This is a genomic window from Paracoccus sp. UBA889, assembly GCA_002294185.1.
Classification (GTDB): Bacteria; Pseudomonadota; Alphaproteobacteria; order Rhodobacterales; family Rhodobacteraceae; genus Paracoccus.
In genome coordinates, this window is sequence record DBFD01000069.1 from 1 (window position 1) to 16,333 (window position 16,333).

The 16,333-nt window shown below is 68.8% G+C and carries 17 protein-coding genes and 1 pseudogene; 11 read left to right on the plus strand and 7 right to left on the minus strand.

Features of this window, described 5'->3' with window-relative positions:
- Positions 1-482, plus strand: a 482-nt coding sequence (locus B4L36_RS13870; RefSeq protein WP_292958339.1) for an MBL fold metallo-hydrolase, incomplete at its 5' end; no start/stop codon positions are given.
- A 3-nt stretch (positions 483-485) separates the two neighbouring features.
- Here the strand turns inward: B4L36_RS13870 and B4L36_RS13875 are convergent.
- From B4L36_RS13875 to B4L36_RS13885, 3 genes are all read right to left on the minus strand, one after another.
- A complete protein-coding gene (locus B4L36_RS13875; RefSeq protein WP_292958341.1) occupies positions 486-1,142 on the minus strand; it encodes an RluA family pseudouridine synthase in 657 nt (218 codons plus the stop codon).
- Positions 1,139-1,765 carry a LysE family translocator gene (locus B4L36_RS13880; protein WP_292958343.1) on the minus strand — a complete coding sequence of 209 codons (627 nt, stop codon included), beginning with the start codon at positions 1,763-1,765 and terminating at the stop codon, positions 1,139-1,141. Before B4L36_RS13880 ends, B4L36_RS13875 begins: the two co-directional genes overlap by 4 nt.
- 120 nt (positions 1,766-1,885) lie before the next feature.
- Positions 1,886-2,338 carry a GAF domain-containing protein gene (locus tag B4L36_RS13885; protein WP_292958345.1) on the minus strand — a complete coding sequence of 151 codons (453 nt, stop codon included), beginning with the start codon at positions 2,336-2,338 and terminating at the stop codon, positions 1,886-1,888.
- 148 nt (positions 2,339-2,486) lie between these two features.
- On the opposite strand from B4L36_RS13885, the gene B4L36_RS13890 reads away from it, so the two are divergent.
- Genes B4L36_RS13890 through B4L36_RS13920 form a run of 7 tightly spaced genes read left to right on the plus strand, consistent with a single transcriptional unit; the run spans position 2,487 to position 7,854 of the window.
- A complete protein-coding gene (locus B4L36_RS13890) occupies positions 2,487-3,809 on the plus strand; it encodes a sensor histidine kinase (protein ID WP_292958347.1) in 1,323 nt (440 codons plus the stop codon).
- A gap of 10 nt (positions 3,810-3,819) precedes the next feature.
- Positions 3,820-4,446: a response regulator transcription factor gene (locus B4L36_RS13895; protein ID WP_292958349.1), complete on the plus strand. Its 627-nt coding sequence runs from the start codon at positions 3,820-3,822 to the stop codon at positions 4,444-4,446.
- A gap of 13 nt (positions 4,447-4,459) precedes the next feature.
- On the plus strand, positions 4,460-4,972 hold the full coding sequence (locus B4L36_RS13900) for a DUF2478 domain-containing protein (RefSeq protein WP_292958351.1): 513 nt from the start codon (positions 4,460-4,462) through the stop codon (positions 4,970-4,972).
- Positions 4,969-5,244 carry a sulfurtransferase TusA family protein gene (locus B4L36_RS13905; RefSeq protein ID WP_292958353.1) on the plus strand — a complete coding sequence of 92 codons (276 nt, stop codon included), beginning with the start codon at positions 4,969-4,971 and terminating at the stop codon, positions 5,242-5,244. Before B4L36_RS13900 ends, B4L36_RS13905 begins: the two co-directional genes overlap by 4 nt.
- A 9-nt stretch (positions 5,245-5,253) precedes the next feature.
- Positions 5,254-6,234 carry an iron exporter MbfA gene (gene mbfA / locus B4L36_RS13910; protein WP_292958355.1) on the plus strand — a complete coding sequence of 327 codons (981 nt, stop codon included), beginning with the start codon at positions 5,254-5,256 and terminating at the stop codon, positions 6,232-6,234.
- Between the two features lie 13 nt (positions 6,235-6,247).
- On the plus strand, positions 6,248-6,928 hold the full coding sequence (locus B4L36_RS13915; protein ID WP_292958357.1) for a nitroreductase family protein: 681 nt from the start codon (positions 6,248-6,250) through the stop codon (positions 6,926-6,928).
- On the plus strand, positions 6,928-7,854 hold the full coding sequence (locus tag B4L36_RS13920) for an AEC family transporter (RefSeq protein ID WP_292958359.1): 927 nt from the start codon (positions 6,928-6,930) through the stop codon (positions 7,852-7,854). Before B4L36_RS13915 ends, B4L36_RS13920 begins: the two co-directional genes overlap by 1 nt.
- A 71-nt stretch (positions 7,855-7,925) precedes the next feature.
- Here B4L36_RS13920 and B4L36_RS13925 read toward each other — a convergent pair whose 3' ends face one another.
- Both B4L36_RS13925 and dapD read right to left on the minus strand, forming a co-directional pair.
- Positions 7,926-8,375 carry a YaiI/YqxD family protein gene (locus tag B4L36_RS13925; protein WP_292958361.1) on the minus strand — a complete coding sequence of 150 codons (450 nt, stop codon included), beginning with the start codon at positions 8,373-8,375 and terminating at the stop codon, positions 7,926-7,928.
- Entirely contained in the window at positions 8,372-9,193 is an 822-nt protein-coding gene (gene dapD, locus B4L36_RS13930; protein ID WP_292958363.1) for a 2,3,4,5-tetrahydropyridine-2,6-dicarboxylate N-succinyltransferase, read from the minus strand. Before dapD ends, B4L36_RS13925 begins: the two co-directional genes overlap by 4 nt.
- A 105-nt stretch (positions 9,194-9,298) precedes the next feature.
- On the opposite strand from dapD, the gene B4L36_RS13935 reads away from it, so the two are divergent.
- The gene (locus B4L36_RS13935) at positions 9,299-10,129 is read left to right on the plus strand and encodes a TIGR00730 family Rossman fold protein (RefSeq protein ID WP_292958365.1); all 831 of its coding nucleotides are present in this window, start codon (positions 9,299-9,301) and stop codon (positions 10,127-10,129) included.
- 210 nt (positions 10,130-10,339) lie between these two features.
- Here B4L36_RS13935 and hrpB read toward each other — a convergent pair whose 3' ends face one another.
- The gene (gene hrpB / locus B4L36_RS13940; RefSeq protein WP_292958367.1) at positions 10,340-12,808 is read right to left on the minus strand and encodes an ATP-dependent helicase HrpB; all 2,469 of its coding nucleotides are present in this window, start codon (positions 12,806-12,808) and stop codon (positions 10,340-10,342) included.
- Positions 12,809-12,918: 110 nt separating this feature from the next.
- Here hrpB and B4L36_RS13945 point away from each other — a divergent pair, with 110 nt between their 5' ends.
- Both B4L36_RS13945 and B4L36_RS13950 read left to right on the plus strand, forming a co-directional pair.
- On the plus strand, positions 12,919-14,286 hold the full coding sequence (locus B4L36_RS13945; RefSeq protein WP_292958369.1) for a YcjX family protein: 1,368 nt from the start codon (positions 12,919-12,921) through the stop codon (positions 14,284-14,286).
- The gene (locus tag B4L36_RS13950; protein WP_292958371.1) at positions 14,283-15,350 is read left to right on the plus strand and encodes a YcjF family protein; all 1,068 of its coding nucleotides are present in this window, start codon (positions 14,283-14,285) and stop codon (positions 15,348-15,350) included. The genes B4L36_RS13945 and B4L36_RS13950 overlap by 4 nt, the downstream gene beginning before the upstream one ends.
- 71 nt (positions 15,351-15,421) lie before the next feature.
- On the opposite strand, the pseudogene B4L36_RS13955 reads toward B4L36_RS13950, so the two are convergent.
- A pseudogene (locus tag B4L36_RS13955) lies at positions 15,422-16,183 on the minus strand (ABC transporter ATP-binding protein); the annotation flags it as partial.
- Between the last annotated feature and the right edge of the window lie 150 nt (positions 16,184-16,333).

Sequence of the window (16,333 nt, forward strand, 5' to 3'; positions counted from 1 at the left end):
CGCTGCCGGCCGTCCGCCTGATCACCAATCCCGCAGTCAACGAGATGCTGCCCGATGCCATGAAGGAACGCGCGACAGCGATGGAGAACGGCGATTCAGCCCAGGCGCTGGACATGCGGATCGAGGCGATCCCGGCCTACAACACCACCCCGGAGCGGATGCAGTATCATCCGGAGGGTCGCGATAATGGCTATGTCCTGACCATCGGCGGCAGCCGTTTCTACATCGCCGGCGATACCGAGCCGGTGCCGGAAATGGCCGCGCTGGAAAATATCGAGGTCGCTTTCCTGCCGATGAACCTGCCCTATACGATGACCATCGAACAGGCCGCCGAGGCGGTGGCGACCTTCAAGCCGAAGACCGTTTTCCCCTATCATCATCGCGGCAGCGACGTGCAGGCCTTTGCGCAACTGGTCGAAGCCGGTGATTCCGGCGCCAAGGTCGTGATCGCGGACTGGTATCCGAACGGTCAGGGCGCTTGACGATCAGAACGGCGGCTTGACCGAAAACGTCTGCTGGATGCCGCTGTCCGGATGCCGGAACCGCAGGCTTTCGGCATGAAGCATCAGCCGCGGGTGGCCGCGCGCCGCCCCTGTTGCATAAAGCGGATCGCCCAGGATCGGATGGCCGATTTCGGCCATGTGGACGCGCAATTGATGACTGCGCCCTGTCAGCGGGAACAGTCGCAGCCGCGTCTCGTCGGCCAGGGCGCGCATCACCCGCCAGTCGGTCTGCGCCGGGCGGCCCCGATCGCGATCGACCTTCTGGCGCGGCCGGTTCGGCCAATCGACGATCAGCGGCAGGTCGACCCGGCCGGTCCTGGGCTGCACCAGCCCCGCGACCCGCGCGACATAGGCTTTCTTGACCCGCCGGTCCTCGAATTGCTTCGACAGGTGCCGCTGGGCATGAGGCGTCAGCGCAAAGACCATCACGCCCGAGGTGTCCAGATCCAGCCGGTGCACCAGAAGGATTGTCGGAAAGGGACCGCGCAGCCGCGCGATCAGGCAATCGGCGCGGTCTGGTCCTCTCCCCGGCACCGACAGCAGACCGGCGGGCTTGGCCACCACCAGGATCTCGTGATCGGCATGGATGATCGTGGGCGCCTCGGAAGGCGGAGCATAGACGAAATCCGCCTGACTCATTTCGCGATCAGCCGGATCGCCAGCCCCGCGAACATGACGGCGGCGATCTTGTTGACCACGCCCAGACGACGCCCGATGACATGGCCCGCATAGCCGCCGACGACGCCGTAGCCGATGGTCACCAGCGTCCCGGTGAAGACAAAGATCAGGCCCAGCCCCAGGATCTGCTGCCAGATCGGGCCCCAGGCGACGCTGGTGAATTGCGGCAGGAACGCCAGCAGGAACAGCACCGGCTTGGGGTTCAGCGCATTCGACAGAAAGCCGCGCCGGATGATGTTCCACGGCCTGACGCTGCCCCGCGCGGCAGGATTGACCGGCCCCGCCCGCCAGCTTTTCCAGGCCAGCCACAGCAGATAGGCCGCGCCCGCATATTTGATGGCCCGCAGCGCGCCGGGATGGGCCGCGACCACCGCGCCCAGACCTACGGTCGCCAGCGTCACATGCATCATGACGCCCAGACCGACGCCCAGACCGGCCAGCGCCCCGGCCCTGGGTCCGCCCTGGATCCCGCAGGCGCTGGCGAAGAACACATCCTGGCCGGGGGCGAAATTCAGCACCAGCCCGCCCGCGATGAAGGCCATCATCTGCGCAAGGGGAATATTGGCGATGGTCTCCCAGATCATGTCGGCCACACCGGGTCGCGAACCTCGCCGCCGAACCTCGGCCGGACGTGCCGGCGCAGGCCGCGTTGGCCTCCCCTTGGCTCGGGCGTTCCGACCCGGCCGGAAAACCGCACCAACATATCAGAGCCCACCAAACACCTCCGCCAGAATCAGCTCCAGACGTCGCGCATCCTCGGGGGTGAAGGCATCGGGCTGGTCGCTGTCGATGTCGAGAACCCCGATCAGCCGCCCGGCGCGGCCGAAAACCGGCAACACGATCTCTGATCGGGTCGAGGCGGCGCAGGCGATATGGCCGGGAAAATCGGCGACATCGGACACCAGCTGCACTCTGCCTGTCCGCGCCGCTGCCCCGCAAACCCCGCGCGAGAAGGGAATCACCAGACAGCCATGCCCGCCCTGGTAGGGACCGATCTTCAACAATTCCGGGCCGGCCACGCGATAGAACCCGGTCCAGTCGAAACGGTCGTCCGCATGATGGATTTCGCAGGCCAGCGTCGCCATCAGCGCAACCTCGTCGGTCTCGCCCCGGGCCAGCGCCCCGATCCGGGCGGAAAGTGCGTCGTAATCTGTCATTCGCCCTCTCTACGCCGCCCGCCACGGCACGAAAAGCCCACCCTCGCACTCTTTCCAAATACCTCGGGGGAGTCCCGGAACGGGACGGGGGCAGAGCCCCCCCCTTTCGCCCATTTACGCGCGCGTGCCGCCGCGCCAATCTGCCGCCATGAGACGCCTGCCCCTGATCCCGCGCATCCTGCTGGTGATCCTCGCCGTTCAGGCGGGGCTTTTCGCCGCGCTCGCGGCGGCCAGCCTGAACGCGATCCGGCGCGATATAGGAACCGAAACCCGGCTTGCCACCGAGACCGCCCGGGCGCTGGTTCTTGCCACGATCGGCACGATGCAGGGCGCGGTGCCGCCCGACCGGTTGATGGCGGCGCTGCCGCAACGCCTGGTTCCGCCGCGCCATACCCGGATCGGCGTGCTGGATGCGCGGACCGGGCAGATCACGCCCGTCGCCGCGCCGGCCGAGACCAGCGGTGGCGCGCCCGGCTGGTTCGCCCGGCTCGTCGCACCCGATCCGCAGGAAATCCGTCTTCCGGCGGTGCTGGCGGGGCGGCCGCGGGGCTTTGTCTATGTCGTGGGCGATCCCACGGCCGGGATTGCTGCCGCCTGGCGCGAAATGCGCACGATCCTGGGCCTTTCGGCGCTGGCGGCGGCGGTGCAGATGCTGCTGATCCTTGTGGCCGTCCGCCAGGCTCTGCGCCCGGTCGCGACCATCGCCGCCCGGCTCGCCGATCTGCGGCGCGGCGATCTGGACGCGCGCGTGGGGACATTGCCGCAGCGCGACCTGGCCCCGGTCGCGGCCGGGGTCGATGCGCTGGCCGGCGCGCTGCAAAAGGCGCAGGCCGACCGCGCCCGCCTGCAACGCCGCGTCGTCAGCCGCGCCGACCAGGAACGCAAGGCCATCGCCCGCGACCTGCACGACGAGATGGGGCCCTGCCTGTTCGGCCTGCGGGTCGAGGCCGACGCCCTGCGCGACGCGGCACCCGATGACACGATCCGCGATCACGCAAGCTCGATCGCCGCCATCGCCGATCAGATCGCGCGGGTGAACCGGTCGCTTCTGGAGGATCTGCGGCCGGTGTCGATCGGCCAATTGCCGCTGGCGGCGGTGCTGGCCGAATACGTCGACGACATGGGCCGCCGCTTTCCGCGCACCGACATCCGCCTGTCGCTGGCCCCCGACCTGCCGGAACCCGACGAATCCGTCGCGCTGACGCTGTTCCGCATCCTGCAAGAGGGAATCACCAACGCCCTGCGCCATGCCGATGCCCGCCACATCGATATCCGGCTCTGGACCGACCCGGCGCATTGGCGCATGATCCTTGCCGATGACGGCAAGGGGCTTGACCCGGACAGCCGCGAGGGCACCGGGCTGACCGGGATGCGCGAGCGGATCACGCTGCTGGGCGGCCGCATGAGCCTGTCATCGGACGGAACCGGAACCGCGATCGAGGCGATCCTGCCCCTGTCGCAGCCGCTGTGAGGCCCATGCGATGAAGACCGCGCTGGTCATCGACGATCACCCGATCACCCATCTGGGGGCATCGCGGCTGCTGCGCGAGATGGGCTATGAGCGCGTGGCGCAGGCCATGTCGGGCGACGAGGCGCTGCGCCTGTTGCAGGAGGAAGCGCCCGCACCCGACCTGATCGTGCTGGATATCAGCCTGCCCGGCACCGGTGGACTGGATCTGGTCGCGCCCCTGCGCGCGGCCGTGCCACAGGCGCGGATCCTGATCTTTTCAATGAACGACCAGACCGGCTTTGCGGCCCGCGCGTTGCAGGCGGGGGCGCAGGGGTTCCTGTCGAAGAACGCGGCCCCCGACGATTTCCGCGCCGCCATCCGCACGCTGGAGGCGGGCGAATTCTATCTGTCGGCCAAGCAGGCGCTGGCGCTGGCCACGCTGCGCGCCGGTGCCGCGGCCGATCCGCTGGCGGCGCTGTCGGATCGCGAAAGACAGGTTCTGGCCCTGATCGGGCGCGGCTTCAGCCTTCAGGCCATCGCGGATGAACTGGATGTCAGCTACAAGACCGCCGCCAATACCTCGTCGGCGCTGAAGAAGAAGCTGAGCGTGGACGGAATCAACGGCCTGATGAAATTCGCCCTCGACAGTGGCGTCTAGGGAGATCGCGCAGATGCTGGGCTGGTTCGGACTGGATGACGAGACGAAGCCGGGCGAGGCGGACCGGACCCTTGCCCGGCTGGCCCGCGACCTCTCGGCGGCGGGATTGCGGGTGGCCGGGGCGATCCAGATCAACATCGATCAGGGCGCCGATTGCGCCTGCGACATGGAGGTTCTGGTCATCGGCGAAGAAGACCGCCCGATCCGGATCTCGCAATCGCTGGGCGGGGGCTCGGCCGGCTGCCGCCTGGATCCGGGGGCGCTGGAAATGGCCGCCGCCCGTGTCGGCGCGCGACTGGCGGGGGCGGAATTGCTGATCGTTCCGAAATTCGGCCGGCAAGAGGCCGTCGGACGCGGTTTCCGCGCCGTGATCGCCCAGGCCGTGGCCGACGGCCTGCCGGTCCTGCTGCATGTGCCGCCGGAACAGCGCGACGCCTTCGCCGGCTTCTGCGACGGCATGGGCGAACGTGTCGATCCAGCGGAACTGGCCGGCTGGTGCCTTGCACGGACCACGGGGGAATCGTGACCGCGATCCCGGTCATCGACGCGCGCGGCCTGCTGTGTCCGCTGCCGGTCCTGCGGTTGCGCAAGATCCTGCTGGATCGTCCCGCGGGCACGCGGCTGCGGCTGGTCGCCACCGATCCGATGGCGGTGGTCGATGTGCCGCATTTCTGCGCCGAGGCGGGCCATGTCATGATCGAGATGCGCGAACTGGGCGATGGCGCGCATGAATTCACCGTGGAAAGGGGACCTTCCGCCCCCTCGGCCGCAAGCGGCCTCACGCCCGGGAATATTTGAGGACCGAAGATGAGATTGCCGATCCTGTCGAACCGCAAGAGATTTGATGACCTGACCGAACAGCAGGTGCTGGCGCTGGCGATTTCCTCGGAAGAGGATGACGCCCGCATCTATCGCAACTGGGCCGATTTCCTGCGGCCCGACTATCCCGCGACGGCGCAGGTCTTCGAAGGGATGGGCGCGGAAGAAGACGATCATCGCCGCCGCCTGATCGAGGCGCATCGGGTCCGGTTCGGCGAGGCGATCCCGGTGATCCGGCGCGAACACGTGGCCGGCTATTACGGCCGCCGCCCTGCCTGGATGATGCAGAATCTGTCGCTTCGGTCGATCCGCGCCGAGGCGGCGCTGATGGAACATGACGCGGCCGAATTCTATGCCCGCGCGGCGCAGGCCAGTTCGGACGCGGGCACGCGCAAGCTGCTGGGCGATCTGGCCGCGGCCGAACGCGGCCACGAGGCACGGGCGGACGAACTGGCAGGGGATCATCTGACCGACGAGGCCGGCGAGGCCGAGGAGGACGTGGCCCATCGCGACTTCATCCTGACCTGGGTCCAGCCCGGACTGGCCGGGCTGATGGATGGCAGCGTCTCGACCCTGGCGCCGATCTTTGCGACCGCCTTCGCCACGCAGGATCCGGCGACGACGTTTCTGGTCGGGCTGGCCGCCAGCCTTGGGGCCGGAATCAGCATGGGGTTCACCGAGGCCGCCTCGGATGACGGGGTGGTGTCGGGGCGCGGATCGCCGCTGAAGCGGGGCATCGCCTCGGGGGTGATGACCGCGCTTGGCGGGCTGGGCCATGCGCTGCCCTATCTGATCCCGCATTTCTGGACCGCGACCATCATCGCCTTTGTCGTCGTCTTCATCGAATTGTGGACGATCGCCTGGATCCAGAACCGCTGGATGCAGACGCCCTTCTGGCGGGCGGCCTTGCAAGTGGTGGTGGGCGGTGGTTTGGTCTTCGCGACGGGGGTGCTGATCGGATCCGGCTGATGGCCCCGCCGCGATGGGGGAACGCTTGACCTACCGGCCCTTGGCCCTGCCCGACCGCGTGCAATTGCCGCCCGATGCCTCGCTTCGGGCCGCGCGCGCCTTTCGCGACTACATGCGGCGGCGCCATTCGGTTCGCGATTTCAGCGATGCGCCGGTCGCGGCCGAGGTGATCGCGGCCTGCATCGACGCCGCCGGCAGCGCGCCCTCGGGGGCGAACCAGCAGCCGTGGCATTTCGCGGCGATCCGCGATGAGGCGATGAAGGCCCGCATCCGCGCCGCCGCCGAACAGGAGGAACGCGCCTTCTATGCCGGCGGCGGCGGCGATGCCTGGCTGGCGGCGCTGGAGCCGGTGGGAACCGGGCCCGACAAGCCGCATCTGACCGCCGCGCCCTGGCTGATCGTCGTCTTCGCCCAGCGATACGGGATGCGCGACGGCCAGCGACACAAGCATTATTACGTTCCCGAAAGCGTCGGCATCGCCTGCGGGATGCTGATCGCCGCGATCCATCACGCCGGGTTGGTAACGCTGGAGCATACGCCCAACCCGATGAAGTTCCTGAATCATCTATGCGCTCGGCCCGACAGCGAAAAGCCGGTGATGATCCTGCCGGTGGGCCTGCCCGCCGATGATGCGACGGTGCCGGCCGCCGCCAAGCAGAAGAAGGCGCTGTCCGAGATCATGTCCGTCTTCTGATGCTGGCCGTATTCCTGAAGACGCTGCCTTTCTTCGGGCTGATCGGACTGGGCTGGATGGCCGCCCGGACCCGCTTTTTCCCCGAACAGGCGGCCGCCTGGCTGACGAAATTCGTCTTCTTCTTCGCCCTGTCGGCAATGCTGTTCCGCTTTGCGGCGAATCTCGATCTGGCGGCACTGTTCGATCCGCGCTTCGTTTCGGCCTATCTGTCGGGCTCGGCGCTGATCTGGCTGACCGGCTTCGCGGTTGCCCGCGCCCGAGCGCTGCCCACGCCCGAGGCAGCGATGGAGGCGCAATGCTGCATGATCGGCAATACCGGCTTTCTGGGCGTGCCGATGCTGGTCATGCTGCTGGGTCCACAGGCCGTGGGTCCGGTTCTGATGGTTCTGGTCATCGACATGCTGGTGTTTTCGACGCTGATCACGCTGATCATCCACGCCGCGCGCAGCGGCGGGCTGCGGCTGACGACCGTGCTGCCCGTGCTGCGCGGGATCGTGGCCAATCCGATGATCCTGTCGATGGCGGCGGGGCTGGTCTGGTCCGGCCTGCGCCTGCCCATGCCTGGACCGCTGGACGAATTCCTGGTTCTGCTGGGCGCGGCGGCGACGCCGGGCGCGCTGTTTGCCATCGGCGCCAGCCTTGCGGGCCGGCAGGCGCGGCGACTGGCGGCGTCGGGCTGGCTTGGTTTCGCCAAGCTGGTGCTCCATCCGTCAGCGGTGGGAATCGCGGCCTGGCTGCTGGGGGTCCAGCCCTTCGCCGCAGGCGTGATGATCGCCGCCGCGGCGCTGCCGGTGGCGGGCAATGTCTATATTCTTGCGCAGTATTTCGGGGTGGCGCAGCAGCGGGTCTCGGCCGCGATCCTGATCTCGACCATCGGCAGCATCGCGACCTTTCCGCTGATCATGGCCCTGACCGGCCAGACCTGACCGACCGGCTCCGCCCTGCACCGGCCATGAAAGGCGGCACAGGCAGCGAACGACAAACAGGCGCGCACCCGCTAGCGGCGCAGAGCCTTCACCAGCAGGCCGTCCAGCGATTGCAGGAACCGTGCCCGGTCCGCCTTGCCGAAAGTCCGGCCTCCGCCCTGATGAAACGGGTCGGCCGCGCGAATGTCGGCCATCAGATCGCGGCTGGCCAGGCGCGGCCCGATATTCGACGCCGTCAGTACCTCGCCGTCATGCCGGACGACCTGTGCCCCGGCCTTGAGGCAGCGATCCGCCAGCGGCAGATCCGAGGTCACCACCACATCGCCCGGCCCGCATTGATCCGCAATCCACCGGTCCGCCTCGTCCGGGCCTTCGGCCACGATCTTCAGGCTGACCAGCGGATGGGCGGGCATCCGCAGCCCGCCATTGCAGACCAGCACAATCGGCACGCGCAGCCGGGTCGCGACCCGTTCGGCCTCGGCCTTGACCGGGCAGGCATCGGCGTCGATGAAAAGCGTCAATCGCGCAGCAATTCGTTGACCGAGGTCTTGGCCCGCGTCTTCGCATCCACCCGCTTGACGATGACCGCGCAATACAGGTTCACGCCGTTCTTCGAAGGCATGGACCCCGCGACGACGACCGAACCGGCCGGCACCTCGCCATACATGACATTGCCCGTCTCGCGATCGACGATCCTGGTCGACTGGCCGATGAACACGCCCATCCCCAGGACCGAGCCTTCGCGGATGATGCAACCCTCGACCACCTCGGAACGCGCGCCGATGAAACATTCATCCTCGATGATGGTCGGGCCGGCCTGCAACGGCTCCAGCACGCCGCCGATTCCGACGCCGCCCGACAGGTGGACGTTGCGGCCGATCTGGGCGCAGGATCCGACCGTGGCCCAGGTATCGACCATGGTTCCCTCGCCCACATGCGCGCCCAGGTTGACGAAGGAAGGCATCAGCACCGCGCCCTTGCCGATGAAGGCGCTGCGCCGCACGATCGCACCCGGAACCGCGCGGAACCCGGCCGCGCGCCATTGATTGTCGCCCCAACCCTCGAATTTCGACGGGACCTTGTCCCACCAGCCGCCGCCCTGCGGCCCGCCCGACATCTGTTCCATGTCGTTCAGTCGAAAGGACAGCAGCACCGCCTTCTTGGCCCATTGGTTCACATGCCAGTCGGCGCCGCGCCTTTCGGCCACGCGCAACGCACCCGAATCCAGCGCCTTCAGCGTTTCCTCGACGGCCTCGCGCACCGCGCCGCCGGTGGCGCTGGTGATCGTGGCGCGGTCGTCCCAGGCGGTTTCGATGGCTTGTTCAAGCTGGTCGGTCATGGCGGCCTCTCTCTGAAGTCGTGTCCGGGTGGAAAACATCCGCCTCGGGCTATAAGCGTCGGGAACGGGCCGCGCAATCCGCGTGCCGCCCCGAACGAGGCCCCGATGACCCAGAGTGACGACCGCGACCGCGCCCATCCCCTGCCCCACAGCGACGAGGATGCCAACCGCGCCGACCGGACGCTCGACACCGCCCAGACCCGTGCTCCGGCCTACCGCCTTGCCTTCACGGACCGGGATTTCCTGCTGCGCGAGGAATTGCGGCCCGTGCGGCTGCAACTGGAACTGCTGAAACCGCAGATGGTGATGGATGAGCGCGGTATCGAATCGACCGTCGTGATGTTCGGCGGCGCCCGCATCCCCGCCCCCGCCGATGCAGACGGCGCGCGCACGGGGGCGCTGGCGGATTTGTCGCGATATTACGAGGAAGCCCGGCTCTTTGCCCATGCGATGACGCAGCGCAGCATGGAAAGCTATGGCCGCGAATTCGTGATCTGCACCGGCGGCGGCCCCGGCGTGATGGAGGCCGGCAATCTGGGTGCGGACGAGGCCGGGGGGCAATCGATCGGCCTTGGGATCGTGCTGCCGCACGAACAGGCGCCGAACCGCTATGTGACACCCGCCCTGTGCTTCAACTTCCATTACTTCGCGATCCGCAAGATGCACTTTCTGATGCGAGCGCGGGCGATCACCGTCTTTCCGGGCGGCTTCGGCACGCTGGACGAATTGTTCGAGACCCTGACCCTGATTCAGACCGGCCGCATGAAACCGGTCCCCATCCTGCTGTTCGGCGCCGCGTTCTGGGACCGGATCATCAACTGGCAGGCACTGGCCGAGGCCGGGACGATCAGCGACGCGGATCTGTCCCTGTTCCAATATGTCGAGACGGCGAAGGAAGCGGTGGCGATCATCGACGCATGGAAAGAACCTTGCTGAGCGACAGGCCATGGCAAAATCCGGGGCAGGGCCGCTTCCGGCATGGCAGCAAGCGGCGATCGTTTGCGGCCTCCGTTCCGCAATTCCCGACTGCCCCCGGAACGCGATCTGCCGGCCTTCCGCAGCATGCGCAGCCAGAACCGCCGGACCCGTGACCAAGATGCCTTGACCGCGATCCGGGGCCGGCATCCGATAGCCGCATCTGCGGCGTCACGTTCCCCGCGGCTTGGCGCGCATCGTCGGATCGGCCTCGCGCGGATCCTCGGGCCAGGGGTGGCGGGGATAGCGACCGCGCATCTCCCTGCGCACCTCGGCATAGGACGAAGCCCAGAAACCCGGAAGATCCGTCGTCACCTGCACCGGCTTGCCGCCCGGCGACAAGAGGCTGATGCGCAGCGGCCGGCCGGCCACCACCGGATGCCGCGTGACGCCGAATAGCTCTTGCAACCTGACCGAGATGGAGGGTGTCTCATGGTCATAGTCGATGGCCACCCTGCGCCCCAGAGGCGTGGTGAAATGCGCTGGAACCTCGGCCTCCAGGCGCCGCTGACCCTCCCATCCCAACCGCGCCATCAAGGCGGGCATCAGATCCAGCGCCCGCAGGTCGGTCCGATTCCTGACCTTCCCCAACCAGGGCAACAACCATACTCCATCCTCCAGCAAGGCGGCATCATCAACCGGCCCCAGCCCGGCCACCCGGGCGATGCGCGCGCGCAGCCGCGCAGCAGTCGCGCTCCAGACCAGCCCCTCCTGCCGCAATCCCTCCAGCGCCGCCCGCGCCACAGCCTCGGGCGGCACCTCGGCCCAGGCCCGGTCCGTCAGCACCGAGGCCCCCAGCCGCTCCTGCACGCGCGCCAGCACGCGGCCCTCGCGCCGGGACCATTCGCAAAGCGTGACCTCTTCGATCCGCGCGCCACAAACCGCCCGCAGCTCGGCCTCGTCCAGTGCCGCGGCCAGCCGCACGCGCGACTCGCGCTGATCGCCGTCCAGATCGACCGCCACGATCAGGCGCTGACCGGCCAGGGAATCGGATGGCTCGATCACGGCGCCCTTGCCGCCGGACAGCACGAAGCGCGCCTCGTCACCCGACCGCCGCACGCCCACCCGGTCCGGAAAGGCCAGTGCCGCCCAGACCCCGGCATCTCGCACTCTTTGCAAATACCTTCGGGGGGGTGCGGGGGGGCAGACGGCCCCCCCGCCGTCGCGGGACGCAATCATTTGGCGCAGCCGTCGCGCCTGGTGCCGGATGTGCCGAACCGCCGCCCGGTCGACCTCGCCGGGATGCCGTTCGGAAAATCCCCCGGGGTCGCGCAGCAGCGACAGCCGCAGGGCCAGATCCACCCCCGCCCCGCGCAGCGGATCGCGCTCTGACAGCAGGGCGGCCAGCTCGGCCGCATCCGGACCGGCCGCCAGCAGCATGTGGCCCAGACGCGGATGCAGCGGCAGCCGCGCCAGGGCCTTGCCGTGGCCGGTGATGCGCCCGGCCGCGTCCAGCGCGCCCAGATCCGCCAGAAGCGCCCGCGCCTCGGCCAGCGCCGCCCGTGGCGGCGGGGTCAGGAAGGCCAGATCGCCCGGTTCCGCCCCCCAGGCCGCCAGTTCCAGCGCCAGCCCGGCCAGATCCGCCACCGCGATTTCCGGCGGGGCAAAGGCCGGCAGCGCGCCTTCCTCGGCCCTGGCCCACATCCGATAGCATAGTCCCGGCGCGACGCGCCCGGCCCGGCCGCGGCGCTGATCGGCCTCGGCCCGGCTGACCCGCTCGGTCACCAGCCGCGACATGCCGCTGCCCGGATCGAAGCGCGCGCGCCGCGCCGCGCCGCTATCCACCACCACCCGCACTTGCGGGATCGTCAACGAAGTCTCGGCGATGGCGGTGGCCAGCACGATCCGCCGCCGTGCACCCGGCGGGGACAGGGCCGCCCGCTGCGCCTTGGCATCCAGCGCGCCATAGAGCGGCAGAACCTCGCAATCCGTCGCGCCCAGTTGCCCCATGACACGCCGGATTTCGCCTTCGCCGGGCAGAAAGGCCAGGATCGTGCCGCCTGACTCGCGGGTCTCCGCCTCGGCCTGCAGGATCAGCCGCGCGGCCTCGGCGGTCAGCCGCATCCCCGCCGGCAAGGGCCGGTCCAGCCAGCGCGTCTCGACCGGCCAGGCCCGCCCCTCGGAACGCAGGACCGGGGCGTCGTCCATCAGCGCCGCCACCGGCCCGGCCGCCAGCGTCGCCGACATGACCAGAACGGCCAGATCCGGGCGCAGCGCGCCTCGCGCCTCCCAGACCAGCGCAAGGCCCAGATCGGCGTTCAGGCTGCGTTCATGGAATTCGTCAAAGATCACGCAGCCGACGCCTTCCAGCGAGGGGTCGGACTGGATCATCCGGGTCAGGATGGCTTCGGTCACGACCTCGATCCGGCTTCCCGGCACCGATTCACCGCGGATGCGATACCCGACCCGCCCGCCGACGCCCTCGCCCAGACCATGGGCCAGACGCTCGGCTGCGGCGCGGGCGGCCAGTCGGCGCGGCTCCAGCATCACGATCCGGCCCGCGATCTGATCCAGCAGGGCCAGCGGCACCCGCGTCGTCTTGCCCGCCCCCGGAGGCGCGACCAGAACCGCGCGGCCATGCGCGGCCAGGGCCGCGCAAAGCGCCGGCAGAACGTCTTCGATGGGCAGGCGGTCGGACATCCGCAGGGTTATGCCAAAGCCCCGGCCCGCGCGAAAGCCCGCGCCGCGATCTATGAAATCGCGCGCATGGCCCCTATCTTCGGGGCAACGACAAAAGGGTGGCAGGCAGAATGGGTATCGGCAGCGATCTGATGACGGGTCTTGGCCTCGGCGATCCGGTGATCCGGCTGGGGGTCACCGGCCTGTCACGCGCGGGCAAGACGGTGTTCATCACCTCGCTGGTCGCGAACCTGATGGATCGCGGCCGGATGCACGCGCTGCGCGCCGCCGCCGATGGCAGCCTGAAGGCCGCCTGGTTGCAACCGCAGCCCGACGACACCATCCCCCGCTTCGATTTCGAACGTCATCTGGCGGCGCTGACCGGCCCCGGCCCGCATTGGCCCGACGGCACCCGCCATGTCAGCCAGTTGCGCCTGTCCCTGCGGATCGATCGCAAGGGGCTGTTGTCCGGCCTGCGCGGGCCGCAGATCGTGCATCTGGACATCGTCGATTATCCGGGCGAGTGGCTGCTGGATCTGCGGCTGATGGATCGCGATTTCGCGACTTGGTCGGACGAGGTCATGGCGCGGATGCAGGGCCGGCCCGGCGCGCAGGACTACATGGCAGCCCTGTCGGGGATCGACGGCACGCGGTTCGACGAACCGACCGCCCAGACCCTGGCCCAGACCTATACCGCGCATCTGAACGCCGCCCGCGATGCGGGCTTTTCGGACTGCACGCCGGGGCGTTTCCTGATTCCGGGCGAGATGGCCGGATCGCCCGCCCTGACCTTTGCGCCGCTGCCGGGCACCCTGCGCGATGGCAAGCTGGGTCGCGAATTCCGCCGCCGCTTCGACGCCTACAAGTCGCGGGTCGTGAAACCCTTCTTCCGCGACCATTTCGCCCGGATCGACCGTCAGGTGGTGCTGGTCGATGTGCTGGGCGCAATCCATCAGGGCCCGCGCGCGGTCGAAGACATGCGCCGCGCCATGGCCGATATCCTGACCGCCTTCCGCCCGGGCCGCGCCGGCTGGCTGGCCCAGCTTCTGGGCACCCGGCGCGTGGAACGCATCCTGTTCGCCGCGACCAAGGCCGACCATCTGCACCACATTCAGCACAACCGCCTGACCGCGATGCTGTCGGCCATGCTCCGCGAGGCCCGCGACCGCGCCGATTTCAGCGGCGCGCGCACCGAGGCCATGTCCATCGCCGCCCTGCGCGCAACGACCGAGGAAATGATCCGGCAGGAAAACGAGGAACTGCCCGCCGTGCGCGGCCGGCTGCTGGACGGGCGTCAGGCGGCCTTCTATCCCGGCGAATTGCCCGCCGATCCGGCGGCGCTGCTGCATCCCGCGCGCGAGGGCGCGCAGGGCTGGCTGGACGGCGATTACGCCATCATGAACTTTGCGCCGGCGCCGATGACCGCGCGTCCGGGCGACGGCCCGCCCCATATCCGGCTGGACCGTGCCGTGGAATTCCTGATCGGAGACCGACTGTGACCGACGATTCTGCCCGCAAACGCGGCCCGGTTCTGATCGAGCTGGACGCGCCCGGAACGGCTGCGGGGCCCGAGGCACCCCGCGCCGCCCGGCACGAACCGCGCGAGGACGGCCCCAGCCCCGCCGACGCGACCCCCATAGACGAGGCCGATCTGGCCCTGCCCCGCCCCCGCACGATGGAAATGGTGACCCGTCTCGTCGGCCGGCCGCCCTCGAAGCTGACGCGGTTCTTCATCAATACGGGCGTGGCGCTGTTCACCTTTCTTCTGTCCATCGCCGCGCTGGATTTCATCAACCGGCTTCTGGACAGCTATCCGATCCTCGGCTGGATCGGGATCGCCCTGTTCGGGCTGTTCACGCTGGCCGCGCTTGGCATGGCATGGCGCGAATATCGGGCCTGGGCCCGGTTCGCGAAGATCGACGCCATCCAGCGACAGGCAGGTGCCGCGCTGGCCGACGACAGCTTGGATCAGGCCCGCCGGGTCGTGGACGATCTGCTGCGCCTGTATCACAAGCGCCCGCAGATGGAATGGGGCCGCAAGCGGCTGGCCGACAATCGGGCCGATGCCTTCGACACGCGCACGCTGCTGACGATGGCCGAGACGGAATTGCTGGCCGCGCTGGACCAGGAGGCGCGGCGCGAGATCGAGGCGGCATCCCGGACTGTGGCGGCGGCGACGGCGCTGATCCCGCTGGCCCTGGCCGATGTCGCGGCGGCGCTGGCAGCCAATCTGCGCATGATCCGCCGCATGGCCGAGATCTATGGCGGCCGCGCCGGCGCGGTCGGAGGATGGCGGCTGGCACGGACGGTGATGACCCATCTGGTCGCGACCGGCGCCGTGGCGGCGGGCGATGATCTGATCCACACGGTCGCGGGCGGTGGCGTTCTGGCCAAGGTCAGCCGCCGCTTCGGCGAGGGCGTGGTGAACGGCGCCCTGACGGCGCGCGTCGGCATCGCCGCCATGGAGGTCTGCCGCCCCCTGCCCTTCATGGCCCAGCCCCGCCCGAAGGTTGGCAACCTGGTCACACGCGGGCTGCGCGGGCTGTTCGGCGACGACAGGTAGTCACCGGTTGCGCTGTTGTCGTGGAACCATTCAGGGGATGACCAGCCCGCCATCGGGGCGATCGCGCCCGGTCAGTCCCGCAGCCGCCTGCCTTCCGCGTCGAACCGGAACGCCCGTTCCTGATCGGGCGTGACCCGGACCGTGCCATCCACGGGATGGTCGTGCTCGCCGAATTGCCGCACGGTCAGCAGGCCGTGATCCTCGGTGCGCACATAGGTCAGCGTTTCTCCGCCCAGCTTTTCCAGATGGCTGACCTGCCCCTCGATCTGCCCGGCCCCGGCCGAGATCGCCAGATGTTCGGGGCGGATCCCCAGTGTCTCGAACCCCAGCCCCAGAAGCCGGGCCTTCAGGAAATTCATTTGCGGCGAGCCGATGAAGCCCGCGACGAAGGTGTTGTCGGGATCGTTGTACAGATCCATCGGCCGGCCGATCTGTTCGACCCGCCCGTCGCGCAGAACCACGATCTTGTCCGCCAGCGTCATCGCCTCGACCTGATCGTGGGTCACGTAGATCGAAGTGGCGCCCAGCCGCTTGTGCAGGCGCTTGATCTCGGCGCGCATCTGGGTGCGCAGCTTGGCGTCGAGGTTCGAGAGCGGCTCGTCGAACAAGAACACCTTGGGGCGGCGGACGATTGCGCGGCCCATGGCGACCCGCTGACGCTGACCGCCGGACAGGTCCGCCGGACGGCGCTCAAGGTAAGGCGTCAGGCCGAGAATGCCGCCGACCTCTTCCACCGCAGAGGCGATTTTTTCCTTGCTTTCTTTTCGGATACGCAAGCCGAAGGCGATGTTATCGGCAACGTTCAGGTGCGGATAGAGCGCGTAGTTCTGGAANNGGTGACATAGACCATCGTCGCGCCCAGTTCGCGATGCAGCCGCGCGATCTCGATCCGGGTGGCCACGCGCAGGGCGGCGTCCAGGTTGGACAACGGCTCATCGAACAGGAACAGCCTGGGCGTTCGCACGATGGCCCGCCCGATGGCG

Excerpts from the sequence above, each read along its gene's own strand:
- B4L36_RS13945 (WP_292958369.1), top strand. The coding sequence starts at position 12,919 with ATGGGTATCGGCAGCGATCTGATGACGGGTCTTGGCCTCGGCGATCCG.
- B4L36_RS13875 (WP_292958341.1), bottom strand. The coding sequence starts at position 1,142 with ATGAGTCAGGCGGATTTCGTCTATGCTCCGCCTTCCGAGGCGCCCACG.
- B4L36_RS13890 (WP_292958347.1), top strand. The coding sequence starts at position 2,487 with ATGAGACGCCTGCCCCTGATCCCGCGCATCCTGCTGGTGATCCTCGCC.
- B4L36_RS13915 (WP_292958357.1), top strand. The coding sequence starts at position 6,248 with ATGGGGGAACGCTTGACCTACCGGCCCTTGGCCCTGCCCGACCGCGTG.
- hrpB (WP_292958367.1), bottom strand. The coding sequence starts at position 12,808 with ATGTCCGACCGCCTGCCCATCGAAGACGTTCTGCCGGCGCTTTGCGCG.
- B4L36_RS13885 (WP_292958345.1), bottom strand. The coding sequence starts at position 2,338 with ATGACAGATTACGACGCACTTTCCGCCCGGATCGGGGCGCTGGCCCGG.
- dapD (WP_292958363.1), bottom strand. The coding sequence starts at position 9,193 with ATGACCGACCAGCTTGAACAAGCCATCGAAACCGCCTGGGACGACCGC.
- mbfA (WP_292958355.1), top strand. The coding sequence starts at position 5,254 with ATGAGATTGCCGATCCTGTCGAACCGCAAGAGATTTGATGACCTGACC.
- B4L36_RS13935 (WP_292958365.1), top strand. The coding sequence starts at position 9,299 with ATGACCCAGAGTGACGACCGCGACCGCGCCCATCCCCTGCCCCACAGC.
- B4L36_RS13920 (WP_292958359.1), top strand. The coding sequence starts at position 6,928 with ATGCTGGCCGTATTCCTGAAGACGCTGCCTTTCTTCGGGCTGATCGGA.
- B4L36_RS13895 (WP_292958349.1), top strand. The coding sequence starts at position 3,820 with ATGAAGACCGCGCTGGTCATCGACGATCACCCGATCACCCATCTGGGG.
- B4L36_RS13900 (WP_292958351.1), top strand. The coding sequence starts at position 4,460 with ATGCTGGGCTGGTTCGGACTGGATGACGAGACGAAGCCGGGCGAGGCG.
- B4L36_RS13880 (WP_292958343.1), bottom strand. The coding sequence starts at position 1,765 with ATGATCTGGGAGACCATCGCCAATATTCCCCTTGCGCAGATGATGGCC.